At 66.4% G+C, this 15,925-nt stretch carries 10 protein-coding genes and 3 CRISPR repeat arrays (2 of these 13 only partly in view); all 10 genes read left to right on the forward strand.

Going from position 1 to position 15,925, the window contains the following annotated elements; all coding sequences use genetic code 11:
- Positions 1 to 360: a CRISPR direct-repeat array (repeat unit 29 nt; unit sequence GTCGTCCCCGCGCGAGCGGGGCTGGTCCC); it begins 523 nt to the left of the window's first position.
- A 160-nt stretch (positions 361 to 520) separates the two neighbouring features.
- The 10 genes from ACFV15_RS16250 to cas2e all read left to right on the forward strand — a co-directional run bounded on the left by ACFV15_RS16250 (position 521) and on the right by cas2e (position 15,342).
- The gene (locus tag ACFV15_RS16250) at positions 521 to 5,047 is read left to right on the forward strand and encodes an RHS repeat-associated core domain-containing protein (RefSeq protein WP_378351251.1); all 4,527 of its coding nucleotides are present in this window, start codon (positions 521 to 523) and stop codon (positions 5,045 to 5,047) included.
- Complete coding sequence (locus tag ACFV15_RS16255; RefSeq protein ID WP_378351252.1) at positions 5,047 to 5,556, forward strand: hypothetical protein; 510 nt, start codon at positions 5,047 to 5,049, stop codon at positions 5,554 to 5,556. The genes ACFV15_RS16250 and ACFV15_RS16255 overlap by 1 nt, the downstream gene beginning before the upstream one ends.
- A gap of 124 nt (positions 5,557 to 5,680) precedes the next feature.
- A CRISPR array of direct repeats spans positions 5,681 to 6,261; the repeat unit is 29 nt; unit sequence GTCGTCCCCGCGCGAGCGGGGCTGGTCCC.
- Positions 6,262 to 6,579: 318 nt separating this feature from the next.
- Positions 6,580 to 9,348, forward strand: a complete 2,769-nt coding sequence (cas3, locus tag ACFV15_RS16260) for a CRISPR-associated helicase Cas3' (RefSeq protein WP_378351253.1) — start codon at positions 6,580 to 6,582, stop codon at positions 9,346 to 9,348.
- The gene (gene casA / locus ACFV15_RS16265) at positions 9,335 to 10,933 is read left to right on the forward strand and encodes a type I-E CRISPR-associated protein Cse1/CasA (protein WP_378351254.1); all 1,599 of its coding nucleotides are present in this window, start codon (positions 9,335 to 9,337) and stop codon (positions 10,931 to 10,933) included. Before cas3 ends, casA begins: the two co-directional genes overlap by 14 nt.
- Positions 10,930 to 11,544, forward strand: coding sequence for a type I-E CRISPR-associated protein Cse2/CasB (gene casB / locus ACFV15_RS16270; protein ID WP_378351255.1), 615 nt, complete (start codon positions 10,930 to 10,932; stop codon positions 11,542 to 11,544). Before casA ends, casB begins: the two co-directional genes overlap by 4 nt.
- The gene (gene cas7e / locus ACFV15_RS16275; RefSeq protein WP_378351256.1) at positions 11,541 to 12,665 is read left to right on the forward strand and encodes a type I-E CRISPR-associated protein Cas7/Cse4/CasC; all 1,125 of its coding nucleotides are present in this window, start codon (positions 11,541 to 11,543) and stop codon (positions 12,663 to 12,665) included. Before casB ends, cas7e begins: the two co-directional genes overlap by 4 nt.
- Positions 12,662 to 13,372, forward strand: a complete 711-nt coding sequence (gene cas5e / locus ACFV15_RS16280) for a type I-E CRISPR-associated protein Cas5/CasD (RefSeq protein ID WP_378351257.1) — start codon at positions 12,662 to 12,664, stop codon at positions 13,370 to 13,372. The genes cas7e and cas5e overlap by 4 nt, the downstream gene beginning before the upstream one ends.
- The gene (cas6e, locus tag ACFV15_RS16285) at positions 13,372 to 14,034 is read left to right on the forward strand and encodes a type I-E CRISPR-associated protein Cas6/Cse3/CasE (RefSeq protein WP_378351258.1); all 663 of its coding nucleotides are present in this window, start codon (positions 13,372 to 13,374) and stop codon (positions 14,032 to 14,034) included. Before cas5e ends, cas6e begins: the two co-directional genes overlap by 1 nt.
- A 1-nt stretch (position 14,035) precedes the next feature.
- On the forward strand, positions 14,036 to 14,998 hold the full coding sequence (cas1e, locus tag ACFV15_RS16290) for a type I-E CRISPR-associated endonuclease Cas1e (protein ID WP_378351259.1): 963 nt from the start codon (positions 14,036 to 14,038) through the stop codon (positions 14,996 to 14,998).
- Positions 14,995 to 15,342: a type I-E CRISPR-associated endoribonuclease Cas2e gene (gene cas2e, locus ACFV15_RS16295; RefSeq protein WP_378351260.1), complete on the forward strand. Its 348-nt coding sequence runs from the start codon at positions 14,995 to 14,997 to the stop codon at positions 15,340 to 15,342. The genes cas1e and cas2e overlap by 4 nt, the downstream gene beginning before the upstream one ends.
- 63 nt (positions 15,343 to 15,405) lie before the next feature.
- Positions 15,406 to 15,925: a CRISPR direct-repeat array (repeat unit 28 nt; unit sequence GTCGTCCCCGCGCGAGCGGGGCTGGTCC); it runs 1,107 nt beyond the window's last position.

Genomic DNA, 15,925 nt, shown 5'->3' on the forward strand with positions numbered 1-15,925 from the left:
CTCGACAAGGTAGGCAACACCCTCAAGTCGTCCCCGCGCGAGCGGGGCTGGTCCCGGCCCGAAGATCTGCTTGGTGCCTGCGGCCACGTCGTCCCCGCGCGAGCGGGGCTGGTCCCTCAGTCGGTCCGGTCCCGCAGCTTTCGGGACTGTCGTCCCCGCGCGAGCGGAGCTGGTCCCCTTTCCCGCTGGCAGCAACGCATGGTCGCGATGTCGTCCCCGCGCGAGCGGGGCTGGTCCGTTGAACGTGATCCGGATGACGTTGCCTTGGTAGTCGTCCCCGCGCGAGCGGGGCTGGTCCCGATGATCTGTGACCACTCCACGTCCTGATGGTGTCGTCCCCGCGCGAGCGGGGCTGGGTCTCAGGTCACCGCGTATCCGTCCCCAGGCAAAGCAGTTTGTCCCAGCGCGAGCGGGACCGACCGTGAGTACCCGATTTTCTGATCTCGACGCCTTCCGGAGAGTTGCGGAACCCGGCCGAACCGTGTTGCGTCGTACTCCGGGGAGAAGGGGGGCATGGCGTATGCCTGAGGGGAATCCGCTGGTCGCGAAGGCTCAGTCGCAGACGACCGGGGTGACGGGGATCGGGATCGCGGAGTCTGCGGTCGATCTGGCGAACGGGGTCAAGGACGGGTCTTGGGTCGAGGGCGGCCTAGGCGCACTCGGCGTCGGCCTCGAGGTCCTATCGCTGGCACTCGATCCGATCGGGACCTTGGCCCAGTATGGGGTTTCGTGGCTGATCGAGCATGTGCAGCCGCTGAAGGAGGCGCTGGATTGGCTTGCGGGCAATCCACCGGTCATCCAGTCGTATTCCGACACGTGGGCGAACGTTGCCAAAGAGGTCAACGCGATCGCCGGCGATATGAACAATGAGGGCAAGACCGGCACTGCGGGCTGGCAGGGCGCCGCGGCCGAGGCCTACCGCGGTGAGGTCGCCGAGCAGGCCGACGCGATAGTGGGCGCGGCGACGCTGGCGGACGGGATCTCCACCGGTGTGATGGTGATGGGCCAGGTCGTGGCCATGGTCCGCGAAACTGTGCGGGACCTCGTCGCCGAACTGGTCGGCAAGCTCATCACCTGGGCACTGGAAGAGGCGTGCACCCTCGGCTTCGCGACACCGCTGGTCGCGGCCCAGGCGACTGCCGCGATCACCAAGGCGATCAGCAAAGTCTCAGATCTCATCCGCAAGCTGGTCAAGACGATCGGCAACGTCGCACCGAAGATCCGCAAGATCGTGGACAAGCTCGGTGAAATCATCGAGAAACTGTCCAAACTGGGCAAGAAGCTCAGCAAGGGTGGCGGCACCTCGCCGTCCGCGGCCAAAGCCGCGAGGAAAACCGACGCCCCGGATCTCAACGCACCCAAGGGCGACACCACACCGTCCAGTGCTCACTCGCCGGACAGCCCTGACAGTGGCACGACTCCGTCCAGCACGAAGACCGACAGTCCGGACACCACGCACCCGAGCGGCACCGGCGCCCCAGGTGCGGGCAAGAGCCCGGGTGGCAAGAACGGCGACGCCGACCCGTCGATGAAGAAGAACAGCGGCGACCCGAAGACCGAGGCGCGCAAGCAGGAATGCGTGCCGGGCTCCGGTGACCCGATCGACCTTGCCACCGGGCAGATGTTCACCACGCAGGTCGACGTCGAGTTGCGTGGTGTGCTGCCGCTGGTGCTCCAGCGCACCCACTTCTCGGAGTACCGGGTAGGCCGCCTGTTCGGCCGTTCCTGGACGTCGACGCTGGATCAGCGTGTGGAGGTCGACGAAGACAGCGTGTACTTCGCAGGTCAGGACGGCATCCGCCTGATCTATCCCGCGCCGGCCACCGATGGCACCCCGGTCTTCCCACGGGAAGGGCCGCGGTGGCCGTTGGCGCGGACCGAAACCGGTTACGTGGTCACCGATCCGGCGACCGGCCGCGAGCTGCAGTTCGGCGGCGGCGCCGGACTGCGCCCGCTCACCGCGATCGTCGACCGCAACGGCAATCGGATCGACGTCGACCACGATCCTGCGGGAATCCCCGTCGGGATCAGGCACAGCGGTGGATACCACCTCGGCGTCGACAGCGAGGCCGGACTGGTCACCGCGATCTGGCTGCACAACCCGGTCGGCGAACCGATCACGTTGGTGCGCTACCGGTACAACGACGCGCGGCAACTGACGGAGGTGCTCGACCCCGAGCATCGGGCCATGCGATTCGACTACGACGCCGACGGGCGCGTCACACGCTGGGAGGACCGCAACGGCGAGTGGTACCGCTACCACTATGACGCCGACGGCCGATGCGTCCGGACCGAAGGCTCGGGAAACGCGCTTGCCGGGAGCTGGAACTACGACCCGGGCAACCGGGTCACCGTCTACACCGATTCACTCGGCAACAGCTGGACCTACCACTTCAACGAGTTCTGGCAGGCGGTCCGTGAGATCGACCCGCTCGGCCGGGAAACCCACCAGCTCTGGGACCGCCGCGACCAGCTGCTGTCCTACACCGATCCGCTCGGCAACACCACCGGCTACGAATACGACAGCAACGGCAACCAGACCGCGATCACCCTGCCCGACGGAACACGATCGACGGCCGAATTCGGCGAACTCGGTCTGCCAGTCGCCATCGTCGACGCGGACGGAGCGGTGTGGCGCCGCGAGTACGACGCAGCGGGCAATCTCGTCGCGGTCACCGAACCCGGCGGTGGTGTCACCACTCTCGCTTACGACGAACGCGGATTCCTCTCCTCGGTGACCGACGCACTCGGCAACACCCAGCGGATCCGGACCAACGACGCCGGGCTCGTCGTCGAAGTCACCGACGCACTCGGTGCGACCACCCGGCACGACCGGGACCAGTTCGGCCGGGTCATGGCGACCACCGACCCGCTCGGCAACACCATCCGTCTGGCGTGGACCGTCGGCGGCAGGCTCATCTCCCGCACCTCGCCCGACGGTGCCGTCGAACGGTGGCGATATGACGGCGAGGGCAACAAGGTCGAGCATGTCGACGCGCTCGGCCGGGTCAGCCGGATCGAGACGACACACTTCGACTTGCCCGCGGCGGAAGTCAGGCCGGACGGCTCACGGCTCGAATTCTCTTACGACAGCGAACTCCGAATGACCGCGGTGACCAACGAGCAGGGGCTGGTCTGGCGCTACGCGTACAACCCGGTCGGAGACGTCGTCGAAGAGGTTGACTTCTCCGGCAGGCGCACCACCTACGACTATGACCAGGCCGGACGATTGATCGCCCGCACCAACGGCGCCGGCCAAACCCTGCGGCTCGCCCGCGACGCAGTGGGCAACATCGTCGAACAACGCAGCGACGACGGCGCGGTGGCGACCTTCGAGTTCGACGCGATGGGCCGGTTGACCAGAGCGGTGAACGCCGACGCGGACCTGGTGTTCGACCGGGACCGGCTCGGCCGGGTCCTGTCCGAGACCGTCAACGGCCGGACACTCACCTCGCGCTACGACCCCCTGGGCAGGCGGGTCCACCGCCGCACGCCGACCGGAGCGGAAAGCGTCTGGGAATACAACGGAAACGACCAGGTCACCACCCTGCACACCGCCGGTCGCAGCCTTCATTTCGGCTACGACTCCGCCGGGCGCGAGGTGGAACGGCTGGTGGACACCGGCACGATCCAGGCGCAGACCTGGGACGCCGCGGACCGGCTCACCAGCCAGACGATTTCGTCGGTGACCGGCGGCCGGGCCGACCCCACCCGCCGTCCGCGGCTGATCCAGCAGCGTCAGTACCGCTACCAGCCCGGTGGCCACCTTTCAGCTGTCGAGGATCGGCTCGCCGGGACGCGCTGGTACCAGTTCGACCAGGCCGGTCGCGTCCACAGCGTGCGCCGGGACAACTCGACGGAGACCTACTCCTACGACCCGGCAGGCAACCTCACCTCGGCATCCTGGCCGGGTTCGGCGGATGCCGGGCCGCGTGAATACTCCGGCGGCCGGCTGCACAGCGCCGGGAACCTGCGGTATTCCTATGACGCCCAGGGCAGGGTGGTCCTGCGGCAGAAGAAACGGCTCTCGGCGAAACCCGCCGCCTGGCGCTATTCCTGGGACGCGAACGATCGGCTGACCGCGGTGGTGACACCGGACGGCACGCGCTGGCGCTACCGCTATGACCCGCTCGGCCGGCGCATCGCCAAGCAGCGCTATGCCGACGACGGCATGACCGTCGTCGAGCAGGTGGACTTCACCTGGGACGGCGGCGTACTCACCGAACAGACCACCTCGTCGGGCAGCACCACGACCTGGAACTGGGAACTCGGCGGTTTCCGGCCGGTCACCCAGGTCGAGCGGAGCCTGGCCCACGACGCCACGCAGGAGTGGGTGGATCGCGAGTTCTACTCGATCGTCACCGACCTCATCGGCACTCCCACCGAACTCGTCGACGCCGCCGGGGAGCTGGCCTGGCACGCCGAACGAACGATCTGGGGAGCCGCGCTGTCCCAGCTCGCCCAGCGGACGGACACACCGCTGCGGTTTCCCGGCCAGTACTACGACGCCGAAACGGGGCTGCACTACAACTACCAGCGCTACTACGACCCGGAAAGCGGCCGCTACCACAGCGCCGACCCGCTGGGCCTCGCACCGGACGCGAACCCCTACGTCTACGTCCATGACCCGACAGCGTGGACCGACCCGCTCGGTTTGGCGAGAAGAAACCCGAAGGTGAAGAAATGCCCGCCCGCCGAAGACCTGAACTGGAATCCGAACAGCGGCAAGACCTTCGGGCACGCACTGAACAACGAGAACGGCCACGGCGCACGACGGCCGACCCAGGACCTGGTCGAACGCGCGAACAGCCAAGGAAAAGGCGGCCCGCAAGGACGCTGGACCGACAACGACCAAGCCGCGCAGTTCCTGCGCGAAGTCTATGATCCGAATCTGGACATGGTCCGGACCGTGCCTCTCCCCGAAGGACTGGGCTCGGTGATCATGCCCGACGGATCGATCCTGCAAGCCACCCACGCCCTGCTGAAACCCAGCAGGATCGGCGGCGCCTACCACACCGCCTACCCCATCATCCCGGGAGCCGATTAGTGCCTTTCACGCTCGCCCTTCAGCAGCCGACCGCGCCGCCGCGGATCACCGACATCGAGCCGCTGAAGGAAGATTTCGAATCCCTGATCATCGGCACCTGTGGCGCGCTCGCGCGTACGGACTGCCGGTTTTCGGTGTCGGGGTTCGGCGACAACTCGTGGCCGGTCGACATCGACTACGACCTCGCCGCAGTGCTCCAGCAAACCCCCGACCTCATCGAGGATCTGCGCGCCGGAGACGAAGCGGGGCTGGACTTCTACAGTCCGCACCTGGAGCGGAATCTCGAATTCGCGATGCTGGGCGACTTGGTCGAGATCACCTGCACGTCCGACACCGGGTGGAAACCTGACCCCGGCACCGAATACGTCCCGTGGCCAGAGCTGGAGCGGATGCTCACCACCCTCGCCCAGAATTTCGCAAACTACCTCTACCGCATCGATCCGGCGCTCGACGAACTGTGGCCCCTACCCGACTGGCGGCGCGGCACCGTGCCCGGACTGGGCAGGTAACCCGGCCGCCACTCTGTCAAAGAGGCCTCTGCCGCCTCGGACTCTGCGCCTTCGAAGGCCTTCCACGAGATTCAAAGTAATATAGAAACACTGTCTCCGTTGCTAGAGTCGCTGGTCAAATAGTGTCGTCCCCGCGCGAGCGGGGCTGGTCCCCCGCCGGGCAAGAACCCGAAGCACACAACCAAGTCGTCCCCGCGCGAGCGGGGCTGGTCCCGCCAACAGTGACACGTTCACTGGTGCTGGTTGGTCGTCCCCGCGCGAGCGGGGCTGGTCCCCCCGAGGCGTGGACGGCGACCGGGCACCAGTGGTCGTCCCCGCGCGAGCGGGGCTGGTCCCCTGTGGGCGGAGGCGATCCCACGCCGCGCCAGCGTCGTCCCCGCGCGAGCGGGGCTGGTCCCGCACCTCGGGCAATACCGCGCTGGGTCTGGGCGTCGTCCCCGCGCGAGCGGGGCTGGTCCCCCTCGGGGACGGTGCGGCCGTTCACCTACAGCGTCGTCCCCGCGCGAGCGGGGCTGGTCCCGGGGTCCCGTCCACCTCGTAGCCGACCAGGGCGTCGTCCCCGCGCGAGCGGGGCTGGTCCCCGCCGCGGCGCCGAGAGCGCCTTGAACTGGTAGGTCGTCCCCGCGCGAGCGGGGCTGGTCCCCCACCCACGTAAGCCACGAGCTCACGGTCTGCCGTCGTCCCCGCGCGAGCGGGGCTGGTCCCCACCCGACAGGCCACGAGCCCCGTCCGGTCTTCCGCACAAGCGAGCCAGATCCCTGTCAGCTCGCCCTTCCGGCCGGTTCGGGAGCTGAGGACGGGTTGCAAGCACAGCAATAAGAAGTTTGGGATGACCGCTGCACATGGAGCCACCTCACCGATTCAGGCCACAGCCCGTTACTGAATCATGCAACACATCCGGCTCGATCGTAACGCCAGGTCAGTAGCTCTTCTGGGACGCAGTTGCTCCATAAGCGTGATCCTCGCCGACAATTGAAACAGTCCACGCCTTGCCGCTGACATGGTATCTATGGGAGGAGCAGGGTGCTGATCAATGGGCTGAGCGACTCGTTCGTATGGGCTAAAACTACCCACGACGAGTTGGGAAATGTCGACGGGTGGTTGCCGTTACGGCAACATCTGGACGACACAATGTCCGTTGCTCACTCCCTGGCGGAGCATTGGATTTCGCCGCAGGCCATCAACCGCATGGCAAACGAATTGCCAGGCGAGCAGGACACCGTACGCTTGGCTTCATGGCTGGCAGGGGTTCACGACATTGGGAAAGCGAGTCCGGCGTTCGCCTGCCAGGTTGATATCCTGGCAGATCGGATGCGTGACAACGGGTTCCGCATGCATCCACGCCTCAGTGAAGATAAGGATCGGCGAGCGGTCAATCACTCGCTCGTTGGACATTGGACTGTCCGTGAGTGGTTGACCGACGAACTGAGTTTTGACTTCAAGCGCAATGCCCAGCAGTGGGGTTCGGTCGTCGGGAGCCATCACGGCATGACTCCCGACGAAGCACAGCTCGCCATTGTTGACGCTTCGCCAACTTTCACTGGCCACGGTATATGGCACACGACGAGGCAAAGCCTCCTGCTGCAAGCTGCCAGGCGCATCGGCGGCGCGCATGTGCTGGAACGCTATCGAGATCGCGAGCTGAGTCTTCCGACGCAGGTACTTCTCGTGGCGATTGTCATCGTGTCGGACTGGATAGCCTCGAATTCGGACTTGTTTCCGCTTCTGCCACTTTCGGCAGTGGACGTGAAACCCGACGACGCGGCCACGGCTGAGCGTGCGCGGGATGCGTTGGCGGCTTTGAATCTGCCGCAGCGGTGGGTCGCTGAGCCTTTCGATGGTGACATCGATCGCCTCTTTCGTGAGCGTTTCGGCGGCAGAGGGCGGTCGGCTCGGCCGGTGCAGGCAGCGGCGGTCCGGGCGGCCGTGAGGCAGGCCGTCCCGGGGTTGTTGATCGTTGAGGCGCCGATGGGGTCGGGCAAGACGGAAGCCGCGTTGATGGCCGCCGAGGTCATGGCGGCGCGGTCCGGGGCCGATGGTGTGTTTGTGGCGTTGCCGACGCAGGCAACGACAGATGCGATGTACAGCCGGGTGCGCGAATGGCTGGGCCAACTGCCGTCGGTTGAGCGCCGCGCCTTGAGTTTGGCCCACGGTAAGGCGCATTTGAATGACGAGCATGCGGGTTTGGTGCGCGATGGCCGGTTTGCGGCAGCGACCAGCGAGGACGCGGTCGTGGCGCACTGGTGGCTGAGTGGGCGGAAGAAGTCGATGCTGGCTCAGTTCGTGGTCGGCACGATTGATCAGCTGTTGTTCGGGGCTTTGAAGAGTCGGCACGTGATGCTGCGGCATCTGGCGTTGGCGGGCAAGGTCGTGGTGATCGATGAGGTGCACGCCTACGACGTGTACATGTCGCAGTATTTGCACCGGATTCTGCACTGGCTGGGCGCATACGGTGTTCCGGTTGTGCTCTTGTCGGCGACGCTGCCCAGTCGGCGGCGCGCTGAACTGCTGCGCGCGTATGAGAGCGGCACCGGAGGTACCGGGACTTCGCCGACGGAAGATCCGGGTTATCCGGTCGTGACGGGGTCGGCGGGTGTCGCGCCGGAGTTGATCGAGCAGGTCGGTGACTCGAGCGATATCGCCGTTGATCGTCTGCCTGACGACCTGGACACGCTGGTCGCTTACTTGCGGACGCACCTGGCCGACGGTGGCTGCGCCGCGGTGGTGCGCAACACGGTCGGCCGAGTGCAGGAGACGGCGGAGAGATTGAGCGCCGAGTTCGGCGAAGACGCCGTGACCATCACGCATTCGCGTTTCCTCGCCTGCGATCGGATGCGAATCGATACCGGCCTGGTGCGACGATTCGGGCCGCCGAGCGCTGCGGCCGAGCGGCCGAAGCTGCACATTGTGGTGGCGTCGCAGGTTCTGGAGCAGTCGCTCGACGTGGACTTCGACTTGATGGTCACCGATCTGGCTCCGATGGACTTGGTGCTGCAGCGCCTGGGCAGGTTGCACCGCCACACCCGGTCACGGCCGGATCGTCTGTCCGAGCCGCGATGCGCGGTAGTCGGCGTGGACGATTGGACAGCGACGCCGGTGCCCGCGGTCGCCGGGTCGCGTCGTGTCTACGGCGAGCACCTTCTGCTTCGAGCCGCCGCGCTGCTGCACGACCAGAGCAGGGTGCGTGTCCCCGACGACATCGCTCCGCTTGTCCAGCGCGCCTACGGTGACGAACCGCTCGGGCCAGCCAGCTGGCAGGCGGCGATGTCGACTGCGGCGGAAGTAGCTCGTGCGAAGGAGCAGGAGCGGGTCGCGTACGCGCAGACGTACCTGCTCGGCGAAGCGGACAGTTCCATCTCACTGGTGTCGTGGTTACGCGCCGGGGTCGGTGACGTGCATGAGGACAGTCCACAAGGGATGGCTCAAGTCCGCGATGGTGCCGAGTCGCTGGAGGTCCTGGTGGTGCAGCGGGACGCGGGCGGCGGGCTGCTGACACCGAACTGGCTCCCGAAGGTCGGCAGGCAGCAGATCCCCCTCCTGGAGCCGGTTCCGGTGTACCTGGCGCGGGTGATCGCCGCGTGCACGTTGCGTTTGCCGCTCGCGCTCAGCCACGGCGGCGTGATCGACGCTGTCATCGCCGAACTGGAGGAGAACCGCTTTGCCGCCTTCGAGGCGAGCCCTTACCTGAAAGGACAGCTGGTGCTTCCGCTTGATGACGAGCGACAGGCCGTGGTGCACGGCTACCGCTTGATCTACGACCTCCGGCGAGGGCTGATCCATGAACGAGTTTGACCTGGTCGACGAACCGTGGCTGCTCGCTCATGACCTCGACGGGCAACTGCACGAGCTGTCACTGATCGATGTATTCCGGCGCGCGGGTGCCCTGCGCGGGCTGGCTGGTGATGTTCCGACACAGGTGTTCGCGCTGACCCGGCTGCTGCTGGCCGTTCTGCACGGGACACTGCGCGAACAGCTGAGTGAAGACCTGTGGGAGAAGTTGTGGCGGGCCAAGATTCTGCCGGTCGATGACATCGAGCGATACCTGGATGAGAGCCGCGGCCGCTTCGATCTGTTTCACCCGGACACACCCTTTCTCCAGGTCAGCGACCTGCACACGGCGAAGGGCGAGGTGTCGGAGCTCAGCAAGCTGATCGCCGATGTTCCGAACGGGCACCCGTTCTTCTCCAACCGGGTCGGCCGCATCCTCGATCTCAGCTACGCCGAGGCCGCGCGCTGGTTGGTGCACTGTCACGCCTTCGATCCCTCGGGCATCAAGTCCGGCGCCGTCGGCGACGAAGCTCGGGTTAAGAGCGGGAAGGGGTACCCGATCGGGACGGGCTGGTCCGGCAGTCTGGGTGGTCTCCTCCCCCATGGCGCCACGCTGCTGGAGACGCTGCTGCTGAACCTGATGCCAACGTCGGCCGGGGACTGCCCTGCTTGGGATCGCCCACCGCTCGGAGCCGAGGACGAGAATCGCGCGCCGACAGGGCATGTAGATCTGTTCGTCTGGCAAAGCCGTCGCATACGGCTGGCACGCGAGGGCGGTCGAGTCGTCGGGGTCTTGATCTGCCAGGGCAGCCGAGTCACCCCGCAAAACAAGCACGGCGTGGAGATCCATACGGCGTGGCGGCGTAGTCAGGCTCAGGAGAAGAAGCTCAAGTCGGCGGTTCCGGTGTACATGCCGTTGACCCACGATCCTGAACGTCTGGTGTGGCGCGGGCTGCAGGCGATGCTGCCTTCCTCGTCGAGTACCGGTGCCGGTGATCCTCCAGCGCGGATTGCTCCGGGAGTGATGGAGTGGATCAGCAAGCTCACGAACAACCGGGTCGTGCCGAAGAACTATCCGTTGCAGCTGCGCGCGATCGGTGTGCGGTACGGCAGCAACGAATCGGTCATCGATGAGATCGTTGACGACGCCGTGTCCCTGCAGGCCGTGCTTCTCGATCAGGGCGCGCACGACCTCAAGCAGGTTGTGCTGGACTGTGTCCGGGCCGCTGAAGATGGCGCGTACGCGCTGGGCAAGCTCGCTGTGGCCCTCGCCGAGGCCAGCGGGTCACGCGATTCGGTCGACGGCTACAAGGCCAGGGCGAGCGAACTCGCCTATGCGGCGCTCGATCCGCTTTTCCGCGCTTGGCTGGCCGGGCTCGGCCCCGACAGCGAGTCAACCGACAGCAAGATCGCCTGGCATACGACCGCTCGATCTGAAATCAGCGCACTCGGCCAGGCTCTTCTCGAGACCGCCTCGCCACAAGCTCTCACCGGCCGGATGGTCCGCAAGCGCTGGATCACCGCCGCGCACGCCGACGTGTGGTTCCGGCGCTCGGTGAATGAGGCTTTCCCGATGGCGCACCAAGAACCTGCGAGGAGCACCGCGTGACCGACATCCTCAGCCCGGAACGCGTCGTGCAGGCTTTCGTCGGCGCCCGGGTGAGCCAACTGCAGCAAGGCAACCGAGCCAACCGTTCCGCCGCGGTCGCCGCGCTCGCCCGGCTGCGCCGCGCGGCGGGCAAAGAACCCGGCGACGCCTTGGACATTTTCGAATACACACTCGGCGACGAACTCATCTACAAGCGAGCCGATGACAAGGCGAGCTGGGCTGAGATCGCCGCGCACCACGCCATCACCCTGTACGCGGTCCATCAGCAGTCCCAGCCGCGCGGAATGCATCAGCGCGGGCGGTCGCTCGGCGAAGCCGTACGGCGCCTGATCCCGGACTCGGAGTACAAACCGACGCACGCCGTCGCGCGCCGGTTCGCGATGCTCAGTACCGCCGAGGATCTTGCCGAGCTGGTCTATCACCTGCGCGGAATCGTCCAGCTGCTGCGCGCCGCCGGTGTGCCGCTGGACTACGGGCTGCTCGCCGAGCATCTGGTGACGTGGCAGCGCCCTGGTGGGCGGGCACGGGTGGGGCTGCGCTGGGGCCGGGATTTCCATGTTCCGCCCAAGACTGACAAATCCGAGAACACCGAGCAGAAAGACGTCCCGTGACTCGCACACTCATCGACTTCCACGTGATTCAGACGGTGCCGCCGAGCAACATCAACCGCGACGACACCGGCAGCCCGAAGACCGCGGTCTACGGTGGAACGCGCAGGGCGCGGGTCTCAAGCCAGGCCTGGAAACGCTCGACTCGGGACATGTTCGGCGAGCTGCTCGACCGCGACCAGCTCGGTGTGCGGACACGGCAGGTCGTCGAACTCGTCTCCGGCGAGATCGCCCGCCAGGAACCCGGCCTCACCGAGCGCGCGGAGGAGCTCGCCACGGCGGTACTCGAAGCCGCGGGGATCAAGCTCAAGCCGGCCCGGAAGAAGGAAGCGCTCAACGAATCGGAGTTCCTGCTCTTCCTGAGCAATCAGCAGATCGCGAACCTCGCCGAACTGGCGATCGAAGCGGCCCGGCAGGACGGCAAACTGGCGATCAACAAGACGGAAGCGAAAGCCCGTGCCGACCGCGATCACTCGGTCGACGTCTCCCTCTTCGGCCGGATGGTCGCGAACATCCCTGACCTGAACGTCGAAGCCGCTGTACAGGTCGCACATGCGCTGAGCGTGCACACCGTCGCCAACGAGTACGACTACTTCACCGCGGTCGACGACCACAAGAAAGCCGACGAGAGCGAGGACTCCGGTGCCGGCATGATCGGCACCGTCGAGTTCAACTCCTCCACGCTCTACCGCTATGCCACCCTCGACGCGAACCAGCTGCTGGGTAACCTCGGCGACGCCGAGGCGACACGACGAGCGATCGAAGCGTTCGCTCGCGCGTTCATTTCCAGCATGCCGACCGGAAAGCAGAACACCTTCGCCAACCGGACCCTGCCCGACGCCGTGCTGATCGTGGTTCGCGAGACCCAGCCCATCAACCTGGTCGGCGCCTTCGAGGACGCTGTCCGCGAAGGCGAAAAAGGGGGGCGTATCACCGCGTCGATTGTCCGGCTCGCCAGCCACGCACGCGAGCTGCACGAGGCCTTCGACGAGACGCCTGTAACCGCATGGGCGTTCGGCGGCGGCGAGCGGGTCGAGCCGCTGGCGGAACTCGGGCAGCGGTCGACGTTCGACACGACCGTGCGAGAGCTGGGTGCACTCGTCGCCGACAGGCTGACGCCATGACAACGTTGCTGCTGCGGCTGGCCGCGCCACTGCAGTCCTGGGGAACGAGCAGCCGCTTCGCCCGCCGGGCAACAGATCGCGCGCCGAGCAAGAGCGGGATCATCGGATTGCTGGCCAACGCACAAGGCATCCGGCGGATCGATCCTCTCGAGGAGCTGCTCGATCTGCGCATCGGTGTGCGGGTCGATCAGCCTGGGCAGTTCGAGCGGGATTTCCAGACTGCACGCTCAAGGGACGGGGCGGAGTCGATGCCCTTGTCCTACCGGTTTTACCTTGCTGACGCGGTCTTCGCCGTGGCTGTCGAAGGCGAGCCACAGCTGCTCGCAGGGCTCAGCGATGCGCTCAAACGTCCGGCGTATCCGCTGTTCCTTGGCCGCCGTTCCTGCCCGCCGGCGGGGAAGCTCAACTACGGGCTTCATGAAGGCAGCGCCCAGCATGTTCTGCGTACGGCACCGTGGATGGCGTCACCAGGTATCCGCGAACGCCATCGGCGCGCTGAAGTCAAGCTGGACATGATCGTGGACTGCCCGCCCAACGAAGCCGGCAGCGAGGTTGTCCGCGACCAGCCGATCAGCTTCGATCCCGGACACCGCAAATACGAGTGGCGCACGATCAAACGCACCCCGGTGAACGTGACAAATCCTGACTACCGCTCGCTCGACGCGGACCCGCACGACCCGATGGACCTGCTCGGGAGCGTGAGCTGATGCACCTGACCCGCTTCGAAATCAATGCAGCGCGCCGGGATGCGCGTTTCCTTCTCGCCTCGCCTCAGCGAATGCACGCCGCGGTACTCGCTTCCTTTCCGCCCGCCCAGCGCGAAGCCACCGAGCACGGCCGTGTGCTCTGGCGGGTCGACGAGCGAGGCAATCACACCGTGCTCTACCTCGTCAGCCCGTTCATACCGGACCTCACCCACCTGGTCGAGCAAGCCGGTTGGCCGACCACGAGCACGTGGCAGACACGCCCGTACGCACCGTTGCTCGACCGGCTGGAGCGGGGCAGCCGCTGGAGCTTCCGGCTCACTGCGAATCCCGTACACAGCAAGCGCAAATCCGACGCCGCGGAGCGCTCGCAGCGATTTGGCCACGTCACTGTGCGCCAGCAAGAGGCGTGGCTGCTCGAACGCTGCGAACGCAACGGCTTCGTCATCCCGGACGGCTTTGGTAAAGAGCCCGACGTCGCCGTACACGGCCGTCGCATCTGGCGTTTCGACCGAGGCAAGAATACCGTCACGCTGGCGACCGCGACCTTCGAAGGCACTCTGGAAATCTCCGACGCCGCGCTTTTCCGGCGCACATTGACCCACGGCATCGGGGCCGCGAAAGGCTACGGGTGCGGCCTGCTCACCTTGGCCGCGGCGACTTGACATGGCTGACATCCCGGGCGCCAAACCCGTTCCGCTGGGGCAGCTGACCCGAGCGCAGGACCGGCTCACCTTCGTCTACCTCGAACACGCGGTGATCCACCGCGCCGCGAACGCCATCACCGCGAAGGACGCCCGCGGCACGGTCCACATCCCGGCGGCGACGCTCGGCGCACTGCTGCTCGGCCCGGGAACGACCGTCAGCCAGCAGGCCATGGTCCTGCTCGCCGAAAGCGGCTCGACAGCTGTATGGGTAGGCGAACACGGTGTCCGCTACTACGCCCACGGGCGCACATTGACGAATTCATCGCGGTTGATCGAACAGCAAGCAAGGCTTGTGTCCAATCAGAACTCGCGGCTTCGCGTGGCGCGAGCCATGTACGCCATGCGGTTTCAGGGCGAAGACACGACCGCGCTCACGATGCAGCAACTTCGCGGACGTGAAGGCGCCCGCGTACGCCGTCTCTACCGCCAGCACGCCGACCGCACCGGCGTCTCATGGACACGGCGCGACTATGACACAACCGACTTCGACGAAGGCTCGCCGATCAACCAAGCCCTCTCCGCGGCCAACACCAGCCTGTACGGAGTAGTGCACGCGGTCATTGTCGCTCTCGGCTGCGCACCGGGACTCGGGTTCGTCCACACGGGACACATCAGGTCGTTCGTGTACGACATCGCGGACCTCTACAAAGCCGACATCACCATCCCGGTCGCCTTCGACATCGCCTCACGGGAAGTCGCCGACATCGGAGCCGAGACCCGACGTGCAATCCGCGACGTCATGAAGGACGGCGCGTTCCTGGAAACATGCGTCCGCGACATCAAGACGCTGCTCAACGACGACGACCTCATCGAATACGGTCCTGAGGCGTTCGAGGATCCTGATGTGGTCATGCTTTGGGACTACAACGGCCGCAACGTCGCCGCAGGCACCGGCTACGAGGAACCTGGCGCTGAGGAATGACAGTCATCGTCGTCACCGCCTGCCCCGTCGGCCTTCGTGGACACCTGACCCGATGGCTGCTCGAAATCTCGCCTGGTGTCTTCGTTGGCAGTGTCACTGCCCGAGTACGGGAGCTGATGTGGCAGCGCGTCATCGACATGGCCAAGACCGGGCGAGCGATCATGGTCTACAACGCGGACAACGAGCAAGGTCTCGAGTTCGAAGTTCACCGCCATGATTGGATTCCGGTCGACTTCGAAGGCATCCAGCTGATGCTGCGTCCGGCCGAGAACAACGCCAACGACGACGGCCACAAGAAGGGCTGGAGCAACGCTGGCAGACGGCGCCGCTACGGCCAACACTGACAAGCCCGAGTAGAAGTGAATGCAAAACACTGTTCTGATTGGTGAAACCACAGGTCAGGAAGGGTCGTCCCCGCGCGAGCGGGGCTGGTCCCTGTGGACGCGGCAGGGTCGTTCCGCCGTTGACGTCGTCCCCGCGCGAGCGGGGCTGGTCCCCAAGCTCGGGCCGGACACCACCAACGCCGTCGGTCGTCCCCGCGCGAGCGGGGCTGGTCCCGTCGCCGAATCCGCGACATCCTTCTGCTGGTAGTCGTCCCCGCGCGAGCGGGGCTGGTCCCGCGCCACCACCGACCACGACTTGATCCGCTACGTCGTCCCCGCGCGAGCGGGGCTGGTCCGCGGCGTCTTCGGTCGGGCTGTTGTTCCTCGTCAGGCCCGCGGTCGTCCCCGCGCGAGCGGGGCTGGTCCCGCGATGTCGCGGTCGTCGTACCAGAGCCGCGCGTCGTCCCCGCGCGAGCGGGGCTGGTCCCCTTGGCACCCTTCTGGGGCCTAGGGCCCAGGGGTCGTCCCCGCGCGAGCGGGGCTGGTCCGCCGGCCTCGGCCAGGTCCTCGCGGACCAGCGGGTCGTCCCCGCGCGAGCGGGGCT

This window comes from Amycolatopsis sp. NPDC059657, from assembly GCF_042734395.1.
In the GTDB taxonomy this organism is placed as follows: Bacteria; Actinomycetota; Actinomycetes; order Mycobacteriales; family Pseudonocardiaceae; genus Amycolatopsis.